Source organism: Xanthomonas hortorum pv. pelargonii (assembly GCF_024499015.1).
Lineage (GTDB): Bacteria > Pseudomonadota > Gammaproteobacteria > Xanthomonadales > Xanthomonadaceae > Xanthomonas > Xanthomonas hortorum_B.
In genome coordinates this window covers 62,638-82,879 of record NZ_CP098604.1, presented here as the reverse complement: position 1 = coordinate 82,879, position 20,242 = coordinate 62,638, and the positions used below count along the sequence as shown (strand labels likewise).

General features: G+C 64.9%; 18 protein-coding genes and 2 pseudogenes. 13 read left to right on the top strand and 7 right to left on the bottom strand.

Annotated features, from left to right (window positions below):
• Positions 1–759 precede the first annotated feature (759 nt).
• The 5 genes and pseudogenes from NDY25_RS00320 to zwf all read right to left on the bottom strand — a co-directional run bounded on the left by NDY25_RS00320 (position 760) and on the right by zwf (position 6,658).
• Positions 760–1,419 (bottom strand): bifunctional 4-hydroxy-2-oxoglutarate aldolase/2-dehydro-3-deoxy-phosphogluconate aldolase, encoded by a 660-nt coding sequence (locus tag NDY25_RS00320; protein WP_023904102.1) that lies wholly within the window; start codon positions 1,417–1,419, stop codon positions 760–762.
• A gap of 51 nt (positions 1,420–1,470) precedes the next feature.
• A complete protein-coding gene (gene edd, locus NDY25_RS00315) occupies positions 1,471–3,387 on the bottom strand; it encodes a phosphogluconate dehydratase (RefSeq protein WP_023904101.1) in 1,917 nt (638 codons plus the stop codon).
• Positions 3,388–3,507: 120 nt separating this feature from the next.
• Positions 3,508–4,227 carry a 6-phosphogluconolactonase gene (gene pgl, locus NDY25_RS00310; protein ID WP_168957665.1) on the bottom strand — a complete coding sequence of 240 codons (720 nt, stop codon included), beginning with the start codon at positions 4,225–4,227 and terminating at the stop codon, positions 3,508–3,510.
• Positions 4,224–5,231, bottom strand: a complete 1,008-nt coding sequence (gene glk, locus NDY25_RS00305) for a glucokinase (protein ID WP_023904099.1) — start codon at positions 5,229–5,231, stop codon at positions 4,224–4,226. Before glk ends, pgl begins: the two co-directional genes overlap by 4 nt.
• Positions 5,228–6,658: pseudogene (gene zwf / locus NDY25_RS00300) on the bottom strand (glucose-6-phosphate dehydrogenase). The gene glk and the pseudogene zwf overlap by 4 nt, the downstream one beginning before the upstream one ends.
• Positions 6,659–7,079: 421 nt before the next feature.
• On the opposite strand from zwf, the gene NDY25_RS00295 reads away from it, so the two are divergent.
• Positions 7,080–8,168, top strand: coding sequence for an ABC transporter ATP-binding protein (locus NDY25_RS00295; protein ID WP_168957663.1), 1,089 nt, complete (start codon positions 7,080–7,082; stop codon positions 8,166–8,168).
• On the opposite strand, the gene ygfZ is transcribed toward NDY25_RS00295, so the two are convergent.
• The gene (gene ygfZ, locus NDY25_RS00290; protein WP_251754996.1) at positions 8,165–9,037 is read right to left on the bottom strand and encodes a CAF17-like 4Fe-4S cluster assembly/insertion protein YgfZ; all 873 of its coding nucleotides are present in this window, start codon (positions 9,035–9,037) and stop codon (positions 8,165–8,167) included. The two genes, NDY25_RS00295 and ygfZ, sit on opposite strands and share 4 nt — an antisense overlap.
• On the opposite strand from ygfZ, the gene NDY25_RS22890 reads away from it, so the two are divergent.
• The 10 genes from NDY25_RS22890 to lolD all read left to right on the top strand — a co-directional run bounded on the left by NDY25_RS22890 (position 8,939) and on the right by lolD (position 15,669).
• Complete coding sequence (locus NDY25_RS22890) at positions 8,939–9,247, top strand: DUF1674 domain-containing protein (protein ID WP_306308862.1); 309 nt, start codon at positions 8,939–8,941, stop codon at positions 9,245–9,247. The genes ygfZ and NDY25_RS22890 overlap by 99 nt on opposite strands.
• Positions 9,248–9,303: 56 nt before the next feature.
• Complete coding sequence (gene sdhC / locus NDY25_RS00285) at positions 9,304–9,696, top strand: succinate dehydrogenase, cytochrome b556 subunit (protein ID WP_006449605.1); 393 nt, start codon at positions 9,304–9,306, stop codon at positions 9,694–9,696.
• On the top strand, positions 9,693–10,079 hold the full coding sequence (gene sdhD, locus NDY25_RS00280; protein WP_023904094.1) for a succinate dehydrogenase, hydrophobic membrane anchor protein: 387 nt from the start codon (positions 9,693–9,695) through the stop codon (positions 10,077–10,079). The genes sdhC and sdhD overlap by 4 nt, the downstream gene beginning before the upstream one ends.
• A 34-nt stretch (positions 10,080–10,113) precedes the next feature.
• Positions 10,114–11,904, top strand: coding sequence for a succinate dehydrogenase flavoprotein subunit (sdhA, locus tag NDY25_RS00275; RefSeq protein ID WP_023904093.1), 1,791 nt, complete (start codon positions 10,114–10,116; stop codon positions 11,902–11,904).
• A 9-nt stretch (positions 11,905–11,913) separates the two neighbouring features.
• A complete protein-coding gene (locus NDY25_RS00270; RefSeq protein ID WP_425510755.1) occupies positions 11,914–12,117 on the top strand; it encodes a hypothetical protein in 204 nt (67 codons plus the stop codon).
• A 16-nt stretch (positions 12,118–12,133) separates the two neighbouring features.
• Positions 12,134–12,916, top strand: coding sequence for a succinate dehydrogenase iron-sulfur subunit (locus NDY25_RS00265; RefSeq protein WP_115040093.1), 783 nt, complete (start codon positions 12,134–12,136; stop codon positions 12,914–12,916).
• Between the two features lie 109 nt (positions 12,917–13,025).
• Complete coding sequence (locus tag NDY25_RS00260) at positions 13,026–13,274, top strand: FAD assembly factor SdhE (protein WP_043907911.1); 249 nt, start codon at positions 13,026–13,028, stop codon at positions 13,272–13,274.
• On the top strand, positions 13,225–13,695 hold the full coding sequence (locus tag NDY25_RS00255; RefSeq protein ID WP_168957661.1) for a YgfX family protein: 471 nt from the start codon (positions 13,225–13,227) through the stop codon (positions 13,693–13,695). Before NDY25_RS00260 ends, NDY25_RS00255 begins: the two co-directional genes overlap by 50 nt.
• Before the next feature lie 5 nt (positions 13,696–13,700).
• On the top strand, positions 13,701–14,942 hold the full coding sequence (locus tag NDY25_RS00250) for a lipoprotein-releasing ABC transporter permease subunit (protein ID WP_168957660.1): 1,242 nt from the start codon (positions 13,701–13,703) through the stop codon (positions 14,940–14,942).
• Positions 14,935–15,669: a lipoprotein-releasing ABC transporter ATP-binding protein LolD gene (gene lolD / locus NDY25_RS00245; RefSeq protein WP_168957659.1), complete on the top strand. Its 735-nt coding sequence runs from the start codon at positions 14,935–14,937 to the stop codon at positions 15,667–15,669. The genes NDY25_RS00250 and lolD overlap by 8 nt, the downstream gene beginning before the upstream one ends.
• 220 nt (positions 15,670–15,889) lie before the next feature.
• Here the strand turns inward: lolD and NDY25_RS00240 are convergent, their stop codons facing one another.
• A complete protein-coding gene (locus tag NDY25_RS00240; RefSeq protein WP_168957658.1) occupies positions 15,890–16,954 on the bottom strand; it encodes an SDR family oxidoreductase in 1,065 nt (354 codons plus the stop codon).
• 167 nt (positions 16,955–17,121) lie between these two features.
• Here NDY25_RS00240 and NDY25_RS00235 point away from each other — a divergent pair.
• Together NDY25_RS00235 and NDY25_RS00230 are read left to right on the top strand one after the other, a co-directional pair.
• Positions 17,122–19,683 (top strand): annotated as a pseudogene (locus NDY25_RS00235) (DNA internalization-related competence protein ComEC/Rec2); the annotation flags it as partial.
• Positions 19,577–20,239, top strand: coding sequence for a MotA/TolQ/ExbB proton channel family protein (locus NDY25_RS00230; protein ID WP_023904085.1), 663 nt, complete (start codon positions 19,577–19,579; stop codon positions 20,237–20,239). The pseudogene NDY25_RS00235 and the gene NDY25_RS00230, both read left to right, overlap by 107 nt.
• Positions 20,240–20,242: the final 3 nt, after the last annotated feature.

The window sequence follows — 20,242 nt, the reverse complement described above, 5'->3', positions numbered from 1 at the left end:
GCGAATTCCCTTTCCTGTTTTCCGTGACCTGCGCGATTTTCGATGACAGCAGCAGATCAGGTATCTGCTGGCGTGTCGTGGTGCGCCGAAAACGGCACCGCTACGTAGCGCTAGAGTCTTGAATGTCATGAGCCGCCTGAAGCCCCTCTCCCGTCGGGAGAGGGGTTGGGGTGAGGTACGGTTTCCGGGTACTGCCAAGTGCGCGCCTGTTGGTTACTGGCTTCGGTCAGGGGCGGCAGCGCGGCCGGGGATTGGCTCCTCGGCTCGGTCAGACATCCTGTCTGACTCGCCGCCGCGGCACATCCCTGTGCCGCTCTCCGCCAATCCCCGGCCACGCTGCCGCCTCGGCGAGTCGCCATCATGATCTTGATCAGGTAAAGCAATTTTTCAAAGCTTGGCGGGGAGCGTGCCCGACAGTAATCGCTGCTCCACGTTCCGCCAACACAGGAACATTCGAAGAGTGGTCCGCGGGCGCCGGGGCAGGACCTTACACGACATGGACGTCGTGTAAGAGCCCCCATGGATGGGTTCACGGCGTGTCCTGCCCCGGCGCCCGTGTACCGCTCCCACGCACAAGATCAAGGCGCCAGCTAACCACGCTTTCCTCAGCCAAATCAAAGCGCAAATAAACTGCGCTTTCCTCAGTCACCTGAAAGCGCTAGCCAACCAGGCTTTCCTCAGCCAACCAGCTTTTTGTCACTAAATCAGCTTTCCACCGCAGCCCGGCTTTTTCAACTCGCTGGATGCGGCGCCCAGAAATCAGCCCGCACGCACCTGTCGAACAATCGCCGCCGCCTTGGCCGAGCTTTCCTTGACCTTGTCCCACTGACCCTGGGCCAACCAGTCTTTGGGCACCATCCACGAGCCGCCGATGCACACCACGTTCGGTTGCGACAGGAATTCGGCCGCGTTGGCTTCGCTGATGCCGCCGGTAGGGCACAACTTGAGCTCGGACAGCGGACCTGCCAGGCCCTTGAGCATCTGCAAGCCACCCACGGCGGTGGCCGGGAACAGCTTGCACACACGGAAACCCAGGCCCATCAGGGTCAGCAGTTCGGTCGGCGTGGCCGCGCCAGGCACGGCCGGAATCGGCGCATCGGCGAGCAGGCGTGCCAGCGGCGCGGGGGTGCCTGGGGTGACCAGAAAGTCCGCACCGGCATCCACCGACTGACGCAGTTGCAGCTCGCTCAGCACGGTGCCGGCGCCGATCACGATGTTGGGCAGTTCGCGCTTGAGCATGGCCAGCGCTTCGATCGCGATCGGGGTGCGCAAGGTCAGCTCGATCGCGGGCAGGCCGCCTTCGAGCAGCGCATCGGCGACGCGGCGCGCCTGGTCCAGCGTATCGACGGTGACCACCGGCAGGATGCCGGCGTCGCGCAGCAGCTGTTCGGCGGTGTTTTGGGTCTGGGCAATCGTCATTGCAACTCCGTTAGACGGCGACCGCCAGGCGGTCGCTCAGAGGGAAGGGGATCAGGCGTCCTTGGACTCGTGTGGTGCCGCAGCAGCGGCGGCATCGGCACCGAGTTCGTACTCGGCGTCGTAGCTCCACAGTGCGCCGTCCTGATGGGTCGGGCCGCAGGAAATCGAGATCGCGCCCTGGTCTGCCGGGCCCACGACCTGGCGGTTGATGCCGAACAGGTTGCGGCCCAGGTCATTGCCGGCCACCGTGGTGTTCGGTGCGACTTCGCGCGATGCCCATTCTTCGGCCGAGACCAGCACTTCCAGCGTGCCGGCTTCGCCATCCAGGCGCACGATGTCGCCTTCGCGCACGCGCCCGATCGGACCGCCGCGTGCGGCTTCCGGGGTCATGTGGATCGCGGCCGGGAATTTGCCCGAGGCGCCGGACAAACGGCCGTCGGTGACCAGCGCCACACGCCGGCCCTGGTTCTGCAGCAGGCCCAGCAGCGGGGCCATCGAATGCAGTTCCGGCATGCCGTTGGCGCGTGGGCCCTGATAGCGCAGCACCACCACAAAATCGTGCGGCAGCACACCGGCGGCATGCAGTTTGTTGAGCACCTGCGGTGTATCGATCACTACCGCCGGCGCCTCGATGGTGCGGTGTTGCGGCTTGACCGCCGACAGCTTGATCAGCGAGCGGCCGAGATTGCCGCGCAGCAGACGCAGCCCGCCTTGCGATTCGAATGCGGCGCTGACCGGACGCGCCACGCTGTCGTCGGCGGTGGTCGCAGTGCCGGGCACGTACACGACCTTGCCGTCCTGCAGCCGCGGCTCGTTGGCGTAGGCACGCATGCCGCCTTCGACCACGGTGGGGATGTCGTCGTGCATCATCCCGGCGTCCATCAGCTCGCGGAACACGAATGCCGTGCCGCCAGCGGCCTGGAAGCGGTTCACGTCGGCCTCGCCGTTCGGGTAGACGCGGGTCAGCAGCGGCACGGTCTGCGAGATCAGATCCATGTCGTCCCAGGTCAGCACGATGCCGGCCGCACGCGCCACCGCAATCCAGTGGATGGTGTGGTTGGTCGAACCGCCGGTGGCCATCAGCGCGACCACGGCGTTGACGATGGCGCGCTCGTCGATCAGGCGGCCGAACGGGCGGAAGTCCTGACCCAATCCGGAAATCGCCAGCGCACGCGCGGTACCTTCACGCGTCAGCGCATCGCGCAACGGCAGTTCCGGGTTGACGAACGAGGCGCCGGGCAACTGCACGCCCATCGCTTCGAGCAACACCTGGTTGGAGTTGGCGGTGCCGTAGAAGGTGCAGGTGCCGGGCGAGTGGTAAGACGACGACTCGGCCTCCAGCAACTCGGCGCGGGTGGCTTCGCCGGCGGCATAGCGCTCGCGTACTTCGGCCTTCTGCTTGTTCGGAATACCCGGCGTCATCGGGCCGGCCGGCATGAACAGCGCCGGCAGATGCCCGAACGCCAGCGCGCCGATCAGCAGGCCCGGCACGATCTTGTCGCACACGCCCAGATACACCACGCTGTCGAACATGTCGTGGCTGAGGCCGATCGCCGCGGCCTGGGCGATGTTGTCGCGCGAGAACAGCGACAGCTCCATGCCGGCACGGCCCTGGGTCACGCCGTCGCACATCGCCGGCACACCGCCGGCAACCTGTGCGGTGGCACCGAGCGCACGCGCGGTTTCGCGGATCAGCTGCGGGTAATGCTCGAACGGCTGATGCGCCGACAGCATGTCGTTGTAGGCGGTGATGATGCCGAGGTTGGGCGTTGCGGCACCGCGCAGGCGCGACTTGTCGGTCGGCTCGGACGCGGCAAACCCATGTGCAAGATTGCCGCAGCTCAAACGGCTACGGAACGGCCCCTCACGCAGGGCGGCATCGAGACCGGCCAGATACGCCGCGCGCGACGGCGCGCTGCGCTTGCGGATACGGTCGGTGACAGCTTGGATATTCGGATGCAGGCTCATTGGCTACCGGCTATGAGAAACGGGGAAGAAAGTAATCACGCTCTTTTTGATACCCGCACAAGGATGTGCGGGCTTTTGCGAGGGATTCGCACAAAATCGGCTCTTGCGAGGGATTCGCACCTAAGAGCACCAGTGAACCCGCAAACGTGGACCCGGCTGCTGCAGCGCCACCCGGATCGGATATTCGCTGACATCGTCACCGGCCAATGCAGCCTGCAGCACGTCAAGCTTCTGCTTTCCGCGCAGCAATAGCAGGCGGGTCGGGATCGCAGCGAGCCCAGCCGGCGTCAGTGTGATGCGCAGCGGCCACTGATTGGAGCCTGGGCAGCCGGTGGCATCCAGTGAAGCGTACGGCTGCGGGCTGGCCAGCGCCTTGGGCAGATCGGTGGCGCCGGGAAACAGCGAGGCGGTATGCCCGTCGCCGCCCATGCCCAGCACCGCCAGGCAGGCGGGTTCGGCGTGCGTGGCCTGCAGGTTCGCGGTGTGCACGCACTCGGGCAACTGCTTGCCCGGGCGCACCAGCGGGATGAAGGTCGCTGCCGGCGCATGGCTCAGGAAGCTGTGATTCACCAGCCAGGCATTGCTGTCCTGATCCTGCGGCGACAGCCAGCGCTCATCGACCAGGCCCACTTCCACCCGCGACCAGTCCAGCGCACGGTGGGCGAGGGATTCGTACACCGGCGCCGGCGTGGTGCCGCCGGACAGCAGCATGCGCGCCTGACCGCGCCGCGAAATCTCCTGTTCCAGCAGATCGGCCATCTCGCTGGCCACCGCCTCGGTCCATTCGGCCGGGTCTTCGTAGCGCACCAAGGTGATGCGCGGATTGTCCTGCAGGCTCATCGCTGCTCTCCTGGATGCTGACGCTGCGCATCCACCGCATACGCGGCGGCGCCGAGCAGGCCGGCATGCGGATGCATGACGGCCAGCGACGGCACCCGCGACATGATCGCGGAGAAGCGTCCCTTGTGTTCGAAGCGCTGGCGGAAGCCGGAATGCTGCAGCGAATCCAGCACCTTGGGCACCAGCCCGCCAGTGAGGAACACGCCGTCCCAGGCGCCCTGCATCAACACCATGTCGCCGGCGATCGCACCGAAGATGGCGCAGAACAGATCGATGGTGCGCGACGAGCGCGGGTCGCCCGCAGCCGCACGCGCGGTGATGTCCTTGGGCTGCAGCGGGCCCGGGTCGACCCCGGCAATCTCGCTGAGCGCGCGATGGATGTTGACCAGGCCCGGCCCACAGATCAGGCGCTCGTTGGAGACCCGGCCGAACTGCTCGGAAAGGATCTCCAGGATGCGGATTTCTTCCGGCGTACCCGGCGGGAAGCTGACATGGCCGCCTTCGGTTTCCAGCGGAAAACAGCGCCCGTTGCGCACGATCAGACCACCGACACCCAGGCCGGTGCCGGGGCCGATCACACCGTAATTGCGCGGTTGATCGATCGCCGCCGGCCGCCAGCTGGCGCCGCCCACCTGCACCACGTCCTGCGGGCGCAGCAGGCTGATCGCCATGGCCTGCGCGGCAAAATCGTTGATCAGGTGCAGGGTGCTGAAGCCCAGCATGGCCGCGGTACGCGAGCGCGAGATCACCCACGGGTGGTTGGTGATGCGCGCCTCGTCGCCATCCACGCGGCCAGCCACGGCGAACACGCCCTGGGTAGCCTGCACGCCGATCTGGTCGAGGTAATACCGTGCGGCTTCGCCGAGCGAACCGAAATCGACCACCGCAAATTCGCGCGAGGTGTCATCCAGCAGCGGTACCGAGGCGTCGACGTCGGCCAGCGCGAAGCGCGCATTGGTTCCGCCGATATCGGCAACCAGCACCGGCTTGGAAGGAGCGGTCATGCGGTGTGTCCCTGTGCTTCGGTGGCCGGGGGCAGGAAGGGCGCCGCGCTATCGGGTCCCCAACTGCCGGCCGGGTAGGTCTGCAGCGGCAACTGCGCGTCTTTCCAGGCATCGCTGACGCTGTCGATCCACGACCAGGCGGCCTTGACCTCGTCGTCGCGCACGAACAGCGCCGGGTTGCCGTTGAAGGCGTCCACGAACAGGCGCTCGTAGGCGATGCGGCGGTGCAGGCCGGTGGGGACCGACAGTTCCAGTTCCAGCGGCTGCAGTTCGATCGCGCCCCATTCCGGGCCGGCGAGGCTGCTCATCAGGCCGAGCTCGATGTTTTCCTGCGGCTGCAGTTGGAAGGTCAGGCGGTTGGGCACCGCGTTCTGACGGTCCGGGCGCTCGAACAACCAATGCGTCACCGGCTAGAGCGTGACCACGATGCGGGTGGAACGTTCGGCCAGGCGCTTGCCGGTGCACAGGTGGAACGGCACGCCGGCCCAACGCCAGTTGTCGATATGCGCGGTCACCGCGACGAAAGTCTCCACGTCGCTGCCTTCCGGCGGGTGGTAGGCCTGAGCCGGCTGGCCGTTGATCGTCCCGGCGGTATAGCGGCCGCGCACGCTGTCGTGGGCGGCGTGTTCGGCGGTCATCGGGCGCAGCGCACGCAGCACCTTGACCTTCTCATCGCGGATGCGGTCGGCTTCCAGCGAGGCCGGCGGCTCCATCGCCACCAGACACAGCAGTTGCAGGATATGGCTCTGCACCATGTCGCGCAGCGCGCCGGAGCGGGCGTAATAAGCATCGCGCCCGTCCACGCCTTCGCTTTCGGCCACCAGGATCTGCACCGACTCGATGTAGGTGCGGTTCCACACCGCCTCCAGCAGCGTATTGCCGAAGCGCAGCGCGATCAGGTTCTGCACCGCCGCCTTGCCCAGGTAATGGTCCAGGCGGAACACGCGGTCTTCGTCGATCAGCGCGCCGATCGACTGCAAAATCTCGAGAGCGCTATCCGAATCATGGCCGATTGGCTTTTCCAGCATCAATCGATGCGGGGCGGCCAGCGCGCCACCCAGGGCCAGCCCCTGACAGGTGCTGATGTACAGGCCCGGCGGAATCGCCAGATAGCTTACGCACTGGCGGCTGGACAGCTCGCGTACTGCATTGGCCACCGACTCGGCGTCGCGCAGATCCACCGAGCGGTAATCGACCCGCTGCAGCAGCGTCTCGATCTGTTCGGGCGTGGCGATCGGCAAGGCCTGGGTCAGACGCGGCCGCAGCACCTCGCGGAAGGCCTCGGTGTCGTGCGGCGACAACGCCAGCGCACGGATACGGAAATCCTCCGGCAGCAGGCCGTCGACGAACAACCGCAACAGGGAAGGAAACAGATAGCGCTGGGCAAGATCGCCGGTGGCGCCGAACAGGATCAGGGTGTTGTGCATGGACCGAATTTCAGATTCTGGAGACATCGTTATCAGCAGCTTGTCGGAAAGGCGCCGGACAGCCGGCGGTCGGTACGTCTGTTCCTGAGCGACACTGACGTGCGCGCAGCGGAGGATGGACGCGCACGCCCAATCCCCGATTGTTGCAGCAAGTGGCCGTCAGCGGTTAGCGCTGCGGCGGTAGACCTGCACATGCGTGGCGAAATGCCTGGCCTCGCACGGTAGGCTGCACCGCTTGAAACAGCGGCGTGGGTAACTGGCGTCATGGTCCCTCCCGAGATCGATGTTGCCATGTGAAAACGATTACATGTCAGAATAAACCAATGCATTCGTTTGCAGGAGATTTCCTTGCAGGCGCATGTGGCGTCACCGCCGTCGGGAGGGCCGAGGGCAGGGCGCACAACTTACGTTGAGGCCGAAGATGGCGAAAGTGCAGTTGGAAGGTGTCCGCAAGGTCTACGAGAATGGCCAGGTCGCGGTGCAGGGCGCGAGCTTCGAAGTCGCCGATGGCGAGCTGATGGTGTTGGTCGGGCCGTCCGGCTGCGGCAAGTCGACCCTGCTGCGCATGATCGCCGGGCTCGAAGACATCAGTGCCGGCACGCTGAAGATCGGCGAGCGCGTGGTCAACGACGTGGCGCCGAAAGACCGCGACATCGCCATGGTGTTCCAGAGCTATGCGCTGTATCCGCACATGACCGTGGCCGAGAACCTGTCCTTCGGACTCAAGCTGCGCGGCCATCCCAAGCAGGTGATCGCCGAGCGCGTCAATAACGCCGCCGAATTGCTCGGCCTGACCCCGATGCTCGACAAGCTGCCCAAGGCGATGTCCGGCGGCCAGCGGCAGCGTGTGGCGCTGGGCAGGGCGATGGTGCGTGAATCGTCGGTGTTCCTGCTCGACGAGCCGCTCTCCAATCTGGATGCCAAGCTGCGCCACAGCGTGCGTACCGAGATTGCGCAGCTGCACCGCAAGCTCGGCACCACCATGATCTACGTCACCCACGACCAGGTCGAGGCGATGACGCTCGGCCAGCGCATCGTGGTGCTCAAGGATGGCGTGATCCAGCAGATCGACAGCCCGATGGCGCTGTACGACCGCCCGGCCAATCTATTCGTGGCCGGCTTTCTCGGCAGCCCGGCAATGAACATGCTGCAGGGGCGGCTGGACGAGCAGGACGGCCTGCATCTGGTCATGGCCGACGGCTGGCGAGTGCCGCTGGGTGCGGGGCGGGTGGATGGCTGCTGGTTCGGTCGCGAGGTGATCGTCGGCGTGCGCCCGGAGCATCTGCAGCCGTCGAGCGATGCGCTACTGGGCTTCGATGCGAAGGTGGAAGTCATCGAGCCGGTCGGCAACGAGATCTTCCTCAACCTGGATCGTGGCGGTCAGCCGCTGGTCATCCGCGTCGCGCCGCAGGCCTTGCCGGCGGTCGGTCAGCCACTGCGCCTGGCGTTGCGCAGCGAGGCGCTGCACTTCTTCGACCCGGCCACCGGCGAGCGGCTGGATCCAGCTTAACGCTCCAATCCAGGTGTCAAGGCAAGTGGGCGTGCGCTGTGTGCGCCTGCTTGCAGTGCGGTGTTGGCGTCCAATGTCAGCTCCAGCGGCAGCACCGTCAGCGCAAGAGTGCCGGCAACACTCACCAGCGAGCCGATGGCCGTGCCATCCAGCGTGACCGCATCGCCCGCCTCGATGGCGCCATCGACTTCCAATAGCTGCAAGGCGCGTTTGGCCTTGCCCAGGAAGTGCGTGCGCGCGACGATTTCCTGGCCGGGGTAGCAGCCTTTTTTCACGCTGAAGGCGTGCAGGCGATCCAGTGCCAGCTGTTGCGGTGTCCACTGCTCGCGTTGTGCATCGGGCAGGCGGACCAATCCCAGTTGCAGATCGGCGCGGCGCCACTGCGCATCCACACCCGGCACTTCGATAGGCGCTGCCAATGCCGGGTCGGTGTGCAACAGCAAGGTGCGGGGCAGGGCGGCCGTGCCCATATCCAATTCGATACGCTGCGTTCCGATATCGGCCTGTGCGCCCCGTGCGCGTTGCGCTGCTTCGAATCCACCGTAGGCAGATAGCGCTGCAACAACGATCTTGAGCTTGCGCCGGAACACGAAACGGCCCAGTTGCAAGGCGATCTCGGCCGCGTTGCCGTCGGGCAACAGCATCAATACGTGTGTGTCGTCCTCACGCAACAGTGCGAAGATGGCAATCACGCGCCCCTTCGCAGTCAACCACGCATTCCACTGCCACTGCCCAACCGCCAGCGCCTGTACGTCGTTGGCAAATTGCGCATGCGCGAACGCCACTGCATCCGTCCCGATCAAGCGGACGTATTGCATGTCGTGCAGGGAGCCAAAACCCTGCGGAATAAGATTCAGGTTGTCAGCCACGGAAGGGGAGGACTAAAATCGCACTGTTGTGAGACCACTATGATAGGCCATCCAACCCCCACCCCAGCGCAGGATTCCGAAACGCAGCCTTCTTCTCAGGAGCACATTCCCGAGAAGCAGCCACTGCCCAAGGAGATTGGTGGGCGCGACGGCCCTGAGCCAACGCGCTACGGCGACTGGGAAAAAAATGGACGCTGCATCGATTTCTGATCAGCTTTTAGCCACAGCGGCCTAGTGCCGCCCAGCCGAGATAATGAGCCCAGCGAATGGCGATCCGAGAACGTCCTCTTTCCCCGCATCTCCAGGTGTACCGCTGGCAGATACAAATGGTCACCTCGATCCTGCATCGAGCGACCGGCATCATTCTGTCAGGAGGAGCGCTGGTGATTGCCGCCGCTTTGCTGGTGTTGATGCTCGGCCAGGACCACTGGACCTGCCTCACGCAACAGCTTGGCGCCTGGTATGGCCAGCTGTTCCTGTTCGGTTGGACATGGGCATTTGCCTACCATCTGTCCAACGGCATCCGTCATATCGTGCAGGACTTCGGGTATGGCTACAGCATTCCCGCCTTCGTGCGTAGCGGCTGGGCCTCGGTTGTGGTCAGCCTGCTGATCACCGCTGCGATCTGGGCCTATGTATTAATTGGAGCTGGCGCATGAACCGTTACCGCACCCCGCTGAAAAATGTGCGCGGTCTGGGCGCGGCCAAGACCGGCACCGAGCATTTCGTTCTGCAGCGACTGACCGCCACCGCGCTGGTGGTGTTGTCGATCTGGTTCCTGGTCTTCGTGCTGAGCCTGCTCGGTTCGGACTACCCGACCGCCGTTGCGGCCGTGTCCAAACCCTGGAACGCGATCTTGCTGGTCGGCTTCCTGGTTGCGATGTTCTGGCATGCGCAGATCGGTCTGCAGGTCGTGCTCGAGGACTACATCCACAACTCGTTGCTGGCGCTGGCGTTGCAGACCACGGTCAAGTTCGTCGCCGCGCTCGGTGCGATCGTCAGCATTTTCGCAGTGGCGCGCATCGCGCTGGGCGGTGCCTGAGTCATCGGGCACCCAGAACAGGAATCCAGATTAGATGTCCGCTTATAAGATTACAGAACACAAGTACGACATGGTCGTGGTGGGCGCCGGCGGCGCCGGCCTGCGCGCCACGTTCGGCCTGGCCCAGAAAGGCCTGCAGACGGTCTGCCTGACCAAGGTCTTCCCGACCCGCTCGCACACCGTGGCAGCGCAGGGCGGCATTTCCGCCGCGCTCGGCAACATGGGCGAAGACGATTGGCGCTACCACTTCTACGACACCATCAAAGGCTCCGATTGGCTGGGCGACCAGGACGCGATCGAGTACATGTGTCGCGAGGCGATCCCGGCCATCATCGAGCTTGAGCACTACGGCGTGCCGTTCTCGCGCACCGAAGAGGGCAAGATCTATCAGCGCCCGTTCGGTGGCATGACCACCAAGTACGGCGAAGGCCCGTCTGCACAGCGCACCTGCGCGGCGGCCGACCGTACCGGTCACGCCATGTTGCACACGCTGTATCAGCAGTCGCTGGCGCATAACGCGCGTTTCATGATCGAGTACTTCGCGCTCGACCTGATCTTCGACGAAGAAGGCGTCTGCCGTGGCGTGCTTGCGCTGGACATGGCCGACGGCACCTTGCATCTGTTCCGCGCCCACGGCGTGGTGCTGGCGACCGGCGGTTATGGCCGTGCCTACTTCAGCGCCACCTCCGCCCACACCTGTACCGGTGACGGCGGCGGTTTGGTCATGCGTGCCGGCCTGCCGGTGCAGGACATGGAGTTCGTTCAGTTCCATCCCACCGGCATTTACGGTGCGGGCTGCCTGATCACCGAGGGCGTGCGCGGCGAAGGCGGCATTCTGCGCAACAGCAACGGCGAGCGCTTCATGGAGCGCTACGCACCGCATTACAAGGATCTGGCATCGCGCGACGTGGTCTCGCGTTCGATGACGGTAGAGATCCGCGAAGGCCGCGGCGTGGGCGAGCACAAGGATCACATCCTGCTCGACCTGACCCATCTCGGCCCGGAAGTCATCAACGAAAAGCTGCCCGGCATTGCCGAAAGCGCGCACATCTTTGCCGGTGTGGACGTGACCAAGCAGCCGATTCCGGTGCTGCCGACTGTGCACTACAACATGGGCGGCATTCCGACCAATTTCTACGGCGAAGTCGTGCGCAAGCAGGGCGACGACCCGGATGCGGTGGTGCCTGGCCTGTACGCGATCGGCGAAGCCGCCTGCGTGTCGGTGCACGGTGCCAACCGGTTGGGTTCCAACTCGCTGCTGGATCTGGTGGTGTTCGGCCGTGCGGTGGCAAACCGCTGCGCCGAGACGGTCAAGCCCAACCAGCCGCACAAGACGTTGCCTTCGGATGCCTGCGACAAGGCGCTTGGCCTGCTGGACAAGTTGCGCTACGCCAACGGCTCCACGCCGACCTCGGTGATCCGCGACAACATGCAGCGCACCATGCAGTCAGATGCTGCGGTGTTCCGCACCAGCAAGACGCTGAAGGAAGGCGTGGACAAGATGGCTGAGATCTTCGCCACCTTCGAAGACGTCAAGGTGTCCGACCGCTCGCTGGTCTGGAACTCGGATCTGATCGAGACCTACGAGTTGAACAACCTGCTGCTCAATGCGGTGGCGACGATCAATTCGGCCGAGCAGCGCAAGGAAAGCCGTGGCGCGCATTCGCACGAAGACTTCCCGGACCGCGACGACGTCAACTGGCAGAAGCACACGCTGGTCACCGTCGACGACAAGGGCAAGTGCGAGTTCGAATATCGCCCGGTGCACATGTACACGCTGAGTCAGGACGTGGATGTCGTCCCGCCGAAGCCGCGCGTCTACTGATCGATGCGCATGCAACGCTCCCTCGCTGCATTGAAGCCAGTCGCCGGGTTGTCCTGGCGCAGCGGCAATCGCTTGCAGCGGTCGGGGCGTTTCATCACGCAGGGGCAGCGCCGGCAATACGCCGGTCGCTGCACCGCCGCTTCGGTGGCGGGATCCATCGTCTTTACCTTCATGCGCACGGTGCGGCTGTCGTTCGCACCGCGCATCGCCTGAGCCAACGAGAGCAGCTATGGCAGAGTTCACCCTCCCCAAGAATTCAAAGATCGGCAAGGGCAAGCATTACCCTGCACAGGGCGCCAAGAATACGCGCACCTTCAAGGTCTACCGCTGGGATCCGGATGGCGACGCCAACCCGCGTACCGACAGCTATGAGATCGATCTCGACAAGTGCGGCCCGATGGTGTTGGACGCGCTGATCAAGATCAAGAACGAGATCGACCCGACGCTGGCGTTCCGCCGTTCGTGCCGCGAAGGCATCTGCGGTTCGTGCGCGATGAACATCGACGGCACCAACACGCTGGCCTGCACCAAGGCGATCGATGCCTGCGGCAAGGCCGAAGTGCCGATCTATCCGCTGCCGCACATGAGCGTGATCAAGGATCTGGTGCCGGATCTGACGCATTTCTACGCGCAGTACGCGTCGATCAAGCCGTGGATCCGTACCCAGACGCCGCCGCCGCCGGATCGCGAGCGCCTGCAGTCGCCGGAAGATCGCCGCAAGCTCGATGGGCTGTACGAATGCATCCTGTGCGCCTGCTGCTCGACCAGCTGCCCAAGCTACTGGTGGAATGGCGAGCGTTATCTGGGCCCGGCGATCCTGCTGCAGGCGTACCGCTGGATCGTCGATTCGCGCGATGAAGACACCGGCGCGCGTCTGGACGATCTGGAGGATCCGTTCAAGCTGTATCGCTGCCACACGATCATGAATTGCGCGCGGACCTGTCCGAAGGGGCTGAACCCGGCGCTGGCGATTGCCGAAATCAAGAAGTTGATGATGGCGCGCCGCGCCTGATCGCAGGGCAATGCCGCCCCGCCTTGGCGGGGAGGTGGTTCACAGCGGCACCGGCCCTTGGTCTGGTGCCGCTGTCGTTTTCGGCGCCGCGTCAGGCGAGGAGAGTGAGATGGACGAAGAAACCCTGCTGAAAAAACTGCGTTGGCGCTGCCGGCGCGGTATGCGCGAGCTCGATCAGTTGTTCGGGCGCTATCTGGATCAACGCTGGGCGCAGGCGTCCGAGCCCGAGCGCGCGGTTTTCCTACAGCTGCTGGATTGCGAAGACGATAAGTTGTGGCGCTGGTTCATGGGATACGAGGCCTGCCCCGATGCCGACAACGCCGCACTCATTGCCGATATCCGCGCCTTGCCAGCTTGAATGGCGGCCCTCGCGCGGGTTGGTTTGCGCACTCAGTGTGTTGAGCGCGCTGGCGCTGTGGGCGGTCTGGCGTAGTGGGGTGCCACTGTGGCTGGCAGCGGCGTTGTTTGCCTACACGCTGTTGGCAGGTGGGCGATCGTTGTGCGTGCTGTTGCGCTCGCCAGTGCGAGAAGTGATCGTGCCCTGGGGCGAAACGCCCGCTAGCGTTGACGGCGCGCAGGTGCAAAGCCTGCGGGTCGCATGGCGCGGGCCGATCGCGGTGGTGTCGTGGACGCGTCTGGATGCACGCCGCGAACGCCTGCATTTCTGGCCGGATACGTTGCCGGCAGCGCAACGACGTGAACTGCGTCTGGCCGCTCAGGCACACGCCATTTCGTCCGGGCCGCCGCAAGTGGCACCATGGCGTCCCTTTCCTGGTTGAACCGCATGTTCAAACCTATCCCGGTTGCCATCGGCTTGCGCTATCTGCGTGCCAAACGGCGCAATGGCTTCATCTCGTTTATCTCGATGGCATCGATCCTGGGCATTGCCCTGGGGGTGACGGTGCTGATCACCACGCTGGCGGTGATGAGCGGTTTCCAGAAGGAAATCCGCGATCGCCTGTTGCAAATGGCCGCGCATGCCACGGTCAGTGCGGACGGCGCGCCGATGCGCGACTGGCAGCATGCGGTCGAGGTCGCCACCGCTGACCCGCGTATCGCCGGTGCCGCGCCTTACATCGAAACCGAATCGTTGCTGCAGGGCCCGCGCAAGCAGCCGGCGATCGTGCGCGGCATCATTCCTGCCGAGGAAGGCAAGGTCTCGGTACTTGCCAAGAAGATGCAGCAGGGCTCGGTGGATAGCCTGACCCCGGGCTCCTACAACATCGTCATCGGCAAGGAGCTGGCAATCTGGCTGGGTGTGGACGTGGGCGACAGCATCGTCGTGTTGCTCAGCGATACCCAGGCCACGCCGCTGGGTGCGATGCCGCGGCTCAAGCGCTTCACCGTCAGCGGTATTTTCGAGGCGGGCTACAACGAGATCGACCGCGGTCTGGCGGTGGTCAACATGCAGGACCTGGCCCGCGTGCTGCGCATGGATGGGGTCACTGGCGTGCGGTTGCGGCTGCACGATATGGATCAGGCCTGGACGGTGGCGCGTGATCTCGCGATCAAGTTGCATGGTCCGTACCGAGTCAGCGACTGGACCCAGGAGAACGCCAATCTCTACCACTCGTTGAAGATGGAAAAGACCGTGATGGGCATCCTGCTGTCGTTGATCGTGGCGATGGGCGCGTTCAACCTGGTGTCTTCGCAGGTGATGCTGGTGACCGACAAACAGGCAGATATCGCGATCCTGCGCACGCTGGGTCTGTCGCCTGCGGGCGTGATGCAGGTGTTCATGGTGCAGGGCTCGCTGATCGGCTTCATGGGCACGATCATGGGGGTGATCGGCGGCATCGTGCTGACGCTCAATCTCGAGCGCATCCTCGGTGTGATCGAGACGATTTTCAACGTCAAGCTGTTGCCGGAGGACGTGTATTACATCACCGGACTGCCGACCGATATGCAGACCCAGGACGTGGTGGTGATCACCTTGGTCGCATTGGTGATGAGTTTTCTGGCGACCTTGTATCCGGCATGGCGCGCATCGCGTACACAGCCGGCGGAGGCGCTGCGTTATGAATGAGAACCGGGAATCGGCCGTGCAAAAGTCAGGTCAAGCAGAGACGGTGATCCGCGCCGAGGGTCTGGCCAAGACCTACGCCGAAGGCAAGATGCGCACGCCGGTGTTCGATGGATTGGACCTGTCGGTGGCGACCGGCGAAACGGTGGCGATCGTCGGTGCGTCAGGCGCGGGCAAGAGCACGCTGTTGCATCTGCTCGGCGGGTTGGATATTCCGACCTCGGGCGAGGTGTATGTGGCCGGGCGTCGCATGTCGGCGCTGTCCGATGGCGAGCGCGGCAAACTGCGCAATCAGGCGTTGGGCTTCGTGTACCAGTTCCATCATCTGCTGCCGGAATTCACCGCGTTGGAAAACGTGATGATGCCGGTGCTGCTATCCGGCAAAGACGTGTCGGTAGCCCGCGCGCAGGCATTGCAGTTGCTGGAATCAGTCGGGCTGGGGCATCGCATCGAGCACAAACCCAGCGAGTTGTCCGGCGGCGAGCGCCAGCGTGCTGCCGTGGCACGTGCGCTGGTGAACAAGCCGGGCTGCGTGCTCGGCGACGAGCCCACCGGCAATCTGGACGACAAGACGGCGGAGACCGTGTTCGAGCTGATGCTGGAACTCAATCGTGCCCAGCGCACCAGTCTGGTCCTGGTGACGCACGATCGCAGCCTGGCGCGGCGTCTGGATCGCGTGCTGGAGCTGCATCAGGGCAAGCTGCGCGAGTTGGCGCCGTCTGCGGTGTGAGCCACGCCCAGCTGTCGGAATCTCTGGCGGCGGGGTCGTGTTGAACTCCGGATTTCAGTTTGAAATCCTGATTCCGGTTGCCGATGTATCGGCGTGATGCATCGGCCGGATGTTGCAGCAACACGCTTGCTCATCATGTGGTGCTCGCAAGCGCTATCGAGTCAACCGTCGCTTCGACAACACGCGGTCGCCGCCACGCATGTGACGGCGACCTTGCGCATCAGGGAATGATGCGCTGCGCACGCAGTCGTGTGAACAGCTCCAGGAACGAGGCGCGGCTGTCGTAGAAGTCCAGAAAGCCCAGCTCGCGGCTCTTGGTCATATCGTTGACGCACTCGATCTCGCGGCCCAGGTCGGCGTCGGTATGCCACCACGATGCCAGTCGGTTGACGTCGGCTTCCGCCAAACCATGCTGCTTGGCGATCTCTGCCCACACGGCCGGCGCGGTCTCGCTCAAGCGTGCTTCCAGCGGTGCTGGCGTTTCGGGGCAGGGAAGCGCGTCAAGTCCGAAGAATTCGGCAATCTGGCCCCACATCCAGCGCCAGCGGAACACATCGCCGTTGACGGTATTGAAGGCCTGATTGCGTGCGGCCGGACTCAAGCCGGCCCAGGCCAGCTGCCGGCCGAGCAGGCCGGCGTCGGTGAGATCGGTGAGGCTGTTCCATTGCGCTTGCGAGCCGGGGAACACGAACGGCTGACCGGTGTGTTTGCACAGCGACGCGTACACCGCCAGCGTCACGCCCATGTTCATCGCATTGCTGCCGTTGGCCATGCCGATCATGGTGTGCGAGCGATGCACGCTCCAGCCGAAGCCGTGCCGCTCGGCGTTCGCGAACAACAGATCTTCCAGCGTGTAGTAGAAGTTTTCGCCAGGCTGGCGCGGCTCGCTTTCGCGAAACGGTGTTTCGGCCTTGCCGCTGCCGTAGTTCTCGAACGCACCCAGATAGTGCTTGGTGCCGGTGACCAGCGCCATATGCTGCAGCGGTGCATCGCTCAGCGCCTCGCACAGATGCCGCATCATCGCGCCGTTGGCCTCGACATTCTCACGCTCGGTATCGCGGCGTGTCCAGGTGCAGAAGAACACGTGGGTGATCGGCAGGCCACGTAGCGCGTTGGCGGTGCTCTCGGCATCCAGCAGATCGGCTGCCACCGGAATCACGCCGTCCTGGGCGAGCGGACGCCGTGCCAGGCCGTAGACGGTCCAACCATCGGCGACCAGCACGTTGGCGAGGTTGTAACCGGAAATGCCGGTCACGCCGACAATCAATGCAATGCCTTTACGCATGGGGGAGCTCCTCGAAGACAGCGTTGAACATAGCGCTGCGGCCATGAAATCGAGGCGAATGCATTGCGGAGTGATGCGTGTGTCACGTGCACAGCCGTCTTCCTACCCGCCAATGCGCCGATCGCCGCTGTGGTCCAGCTGTGCGATCAACTAGCTTGAGTCGGTGGATGAACCACAGACGGGAGGCGACCGGCAGCATGGATGTGTCAGCACCAGTGCCGTCGGCGCCGCGCGCCGGATCGGCGGTCGCCGCCGCAGCGGCGTTGCTGCTGGGCGTGGTGGCGTGCGCCTGGTCGCCTGCGGTGTTGCCGCGTGCGGTCTACGCGATCTTTGTGTGTGCAGGTGGGCTGGGTATCGGCTTGACCCTTTGGCTGAGGCCGCAGCGGATCTTGTTGCTGCTGGCGATGGCGATGGCACTGTGCGGCTTCGGTCTGATGGGGTGGCAGGTCGCCAGCACCTTGCAGGCGCAGCTGCTCCCGCAAGACGAAGCGCGCGAGCTGGCTGTGCGCGGCCAGATCGTCGGGCTACCGGTGGCCGAGCAACGACGCACGCGCTTTCAGCTGCGGGTGGATGACGACCACACACAACCCGCATCGCTGCGCGGCAAGCTAGTGCAGTTGGCCTGGTACGACGACTTTGGTGCCGAACACATCGGTCCACGCGCAGCACTGCGCGCCGGTGCAGGTTGGCAATTGCGCCTCAAGCTGCGGGCGCCGCGTGGCCTGCGCAATCCTGGCGGGTTCGATGCCGAACGTCAGGCCCTGGCGCAGCGCATTGCCGCGACCGGTTACGTGCGTGTCCCTGCTGCCGCACGGCAGATCGCGCCACCGCGTGGCGTGGATGCCTGGCGCGAACGCATGTCGCAGCGGATTGCCGAGCACGTGCCCGGGCCTTCAGCGCCTTATCTGCGCGCACTTGCGCTAGGCGACACACGCGGGCTGGACGATGCGGCCTGGGCGACGCTGCGTGCGACCGGGCTCAGCCATTTGATCGCAATCTCCGGATTCCATGTCGGATTGGTCGCCGCGTTCTTCGCGATGCTGGTGGCCGGACTCTGGCGAGTGTGGCCCGGTCTGGGAACGCGCCTTCCACGCCTCCACGCCGCGGCCATCGCGGCATTACTCGCCGCCGCTGCGTACGCGGTGCTGGCAGGATTGGCGCTGCCCACCGTACGCACGGTGTTGATGATTGCCGTGGTCGCGCTGGCGCGGGTGGTGCGCCGCCGTGCCACGACCGCGCAGATCCTTGCGCTCGCCTTGTTGGCTGTCGTGCTGTGGGACCCGCTGAGCGTCCTGGTCGCCGGCTTCTGGCTCAGCTTCGCCGGTGTGGCCTGGTTGGTGTGGTGCCTGCCGTCCGACGATCGCGCCATCCTGCGCGGCTTTTTGTCGGCGCAGACCGTCGCCACTGTGGGCCTGCTGCCGCTGACGGTCAGCCTGTTCGGGCAGGCGTCGTTGGTCGGACCATTCGCGAATCTTGTTGCAATCCCATGGTGGACCTTCGTGGTGGTGCCGCTCGCCTTGCTGGGCACTGCGCTCGAAGCGCTCCATCCAGGCGCGGGCGTGTGGGCATGGCGATTGGCCGGCTGGTGTTTCGAGCTGACCTGGCCGGGCTTCGTCTGGCTTGGGCAGACCTCGGTGGCGTTGTGGTGGGTGCCCGAATCCGATGCGATAGCGCTGGTGTTGGCCTTGCTCGGCGCGTTCTGGCTGTTGCTGCCGCGCGGTACGCCCGGCAAGTCACTGGCCTTGCTGTTGTGGTTGCCACTGCTATGGCCGGACCGTGAACTGCCTGCAGCCGGCGAGGCGGATGTGCAGGTGCTGGACGTGGGGCAGGGCCTGGCGGTGCTGGTGCGCACGCAACGGCATGCGCTGTTGTTCGATACCGGCCCTGCAGTGCGCGATGGCTTCGATGCCGGCGAGCGGGTGGTGCTGCCGGCATTGCGTGCGCTTGGCCTGCGCCGCCTGGATGCGATCGTGCTCAGTCATGCCGATGCCGATCATGCCGGCGGCTACGCGGCGGTACGTGCGGGATTGCCGGTTGCCATGACCACTGCGCCGCCGGATGCACCGCTGGACGTCAGCACGCGCTGCCATGCCGGCCAACAGTGGGAATGGGACGGCGTGCGCTTTCGCTTCCTGCATCCGAGTGCCGGTTTTCCGTATCTGCGCAATCAGTCCAGCTGCGTGCTGCGGGTGGAGACGCGGTATGCAAGCGCGCTGCTGCCGGGCGACATCGGCGAGATCGTCGAACGTCGATTGCTGCATGGGCATCTGTCCGAGCTACGCGCCGATCTGGTGATCGTTCCGCACCATGGCAGCGCCGACGGCTCGCATGCCGGGTTCATTGCCGCGACCGGCGCGCGGCTGGCGTTGGTGTCCTCCGGGCACGGCAATCGCTTCGGTCATCCGCGTGCGGAGGTGGTGCAGCGCTGGCAGGGCAATGGCGCCGAGCTGCTCGACACTGCGCAGGCCGGCGCGATCCGGGTCTGGCTGGGCGCCGACGGCCTGCAGGTCCGCGAGCGACGGCGCTGGCAGCCGCGGCTGTGGGATGCTGCAGAACGGCGGCGGTCGGCTGCTATCCTATCGGCCAGCGAATAGGCGGCCGCGTTGCCGGAGGAATCGAATCGTGTTGGAGCTGGTCAAGGCGGGCGGTTGGCCGATGGTGCCGTTGCTGTTGCTGGGCGTGATCGCCCTGGCGATCGTGCTGGAGCGTCTGTGGAGCCTGCGCCGCAACGAGGTGACTCCGCCAGGTCTGGGCGAAGAGGTCCGCAACTGGGCCGCGCGCGGCAAGCTGGATCCCGGCCATATCGAGTCGCTGCGTCGCAATTCGCCGCTGGGCGCCTTGCTCGCCGCCGCGTTGGACGTGCGTGGCCGCCCGCGCGAGTTGATCCGCGAACGTATCGAAGACACCGGCCGACATGTGGTGCATCGCATGGAGCGCTATCTGAATGCCTTGGGCACGATTGCCTCGGCTGGGCCGTTGCTGGGTCTGCTGGGGACCGTGGTTGGCATGATCCAGATGTTCATGGGCATCCTCGATCATGGTGTTGGCGATGTGAACCAACTGGCTGGCGGCATCGGCAAGGCCTTGGTGTGCACGGCCACCGGCATGATCATCGCAGTGCCCGCATTGATGGCGCATCGCTTCTTCAAGGGCCGCATCGCCGGCTACATCATCGAGATGGAGCAGGAAGCCACGTTGTTGCTGGATACGATGGATGGACGTGCGATGCCGGTCGCTGCGGCACCGGTTGCGGCGGGTACCAAGCCCGTCATGGCAAAGGGCTGACGG

Bases quoted from the DNA above. Each gene is read 5' to 3' on its own strand.
- NDY25_RS00320 (WP_023904102.1), bottom strand. From the start codon at position 1,419: ATGACGATTGCCCAGACCCAAAACACCGCCGAACAGCTGCTGCGCGAC.
- edd (WP_023904101.1), bottom strand. From the start codon at position 3,387: ATGAGCCTGCATCCGAATATCCAAGCTGTCACCGACCGTATCCGCAAG.
- pgl (WP_168957665.1), bottom strand. From the start codon at position 4,227: ATGAGCCTGCAGGACAATCCGCGCATCACCTTGGTGCGCTACGAAGAC.
- glk (WP_023904099.1), bottom strand. From the start codon at position 5,231: ATGACCGCTCCTTCCAAGCCGGTGCTGGTTGCCGATATCGGCGGAACC.
- NDY25_RS00295 (WP_168957663.1), top strand. From the start codon at position 7,080: ATGGCGAAAGTGCAGTTGGAAGGTGTCCGCAAGGTCTACGAGAATGGC.
- NDY25_RS22890 (WP_306308862.1), top strand. From the start codon at position 8,939: ATGCGCGAACGCCACTGCATCCGTCCCGATCAAGCGGACGTATTGCAT.
- sdhC (WP_006449605.1), top strand. From the start codon at position 9,304: ATGGCGATCCGAGAACGTCCTCTTTCCCCGCATCTCCAGGTGTACCGC.
- sdhD (WP_023904094.1), top strand. From the start codon at position 9,693: ATGAACCGTTACCGCACCCCGCTGAAAAATGTGCGCGGTCTGGGCGCG.
- sdhA (WP_023904093.1), top strand. From the start codon at position 10,114: ATGTCCGCTTATAAGATTACAGAACACAAGTACGACATGGTCGTGGTG.
- NDY25_RS00270 (WP_425510755.1), top strand. From the start codon at position 11,914: ATGCAACGCTCCCTCGCTGCATTGAAGCCAGTCGCCGGGTTGTCCTGG.
- NDY25_RS00265 (WP_115040093.1), top strand. From the start codon at position 12,134: ATGGCAGAGTTCACCCTCCCCAAGAATTCAAAGATCGGCAAGGGCAAG.
- NDY25_RS00260 (WP_043907911.1), top strand. From the start codon at position 13,026: ATGGACGAAGAAACCCTGCTGAAAAAACTGCGTTGGCGCTGCCGGCGC.
- NDY25_RS00255 (WP_168957661.1), top strand. From the start codon at position 13,225: ATGCCGACAACGCCGCACTCATTGCCGATATCCGCGCCTTGCCAGCTT.
- NDY25_RS00250 (WP_168957660.1), top strand. From the start codon at position 13,701: ATGTTCAAACCTATCCCGGTTGCCATCGGCTTGCGCTATCTGCGTGCC.
- lolD (WP_168957659.1), top strand. From the start codon at position 14,935: ATGAATGAGAACCGGGAATCGGCCGTGCAAAAGTCAGGTCAAGCAGAG.
- NDY25_RS00240 (WP_168957658.1), bottom strand. From the start codon at position 16,954: ATGCGTAAAGGCATTGCATTGATTGTCGGCGTGACCGGCATTTCCGGT.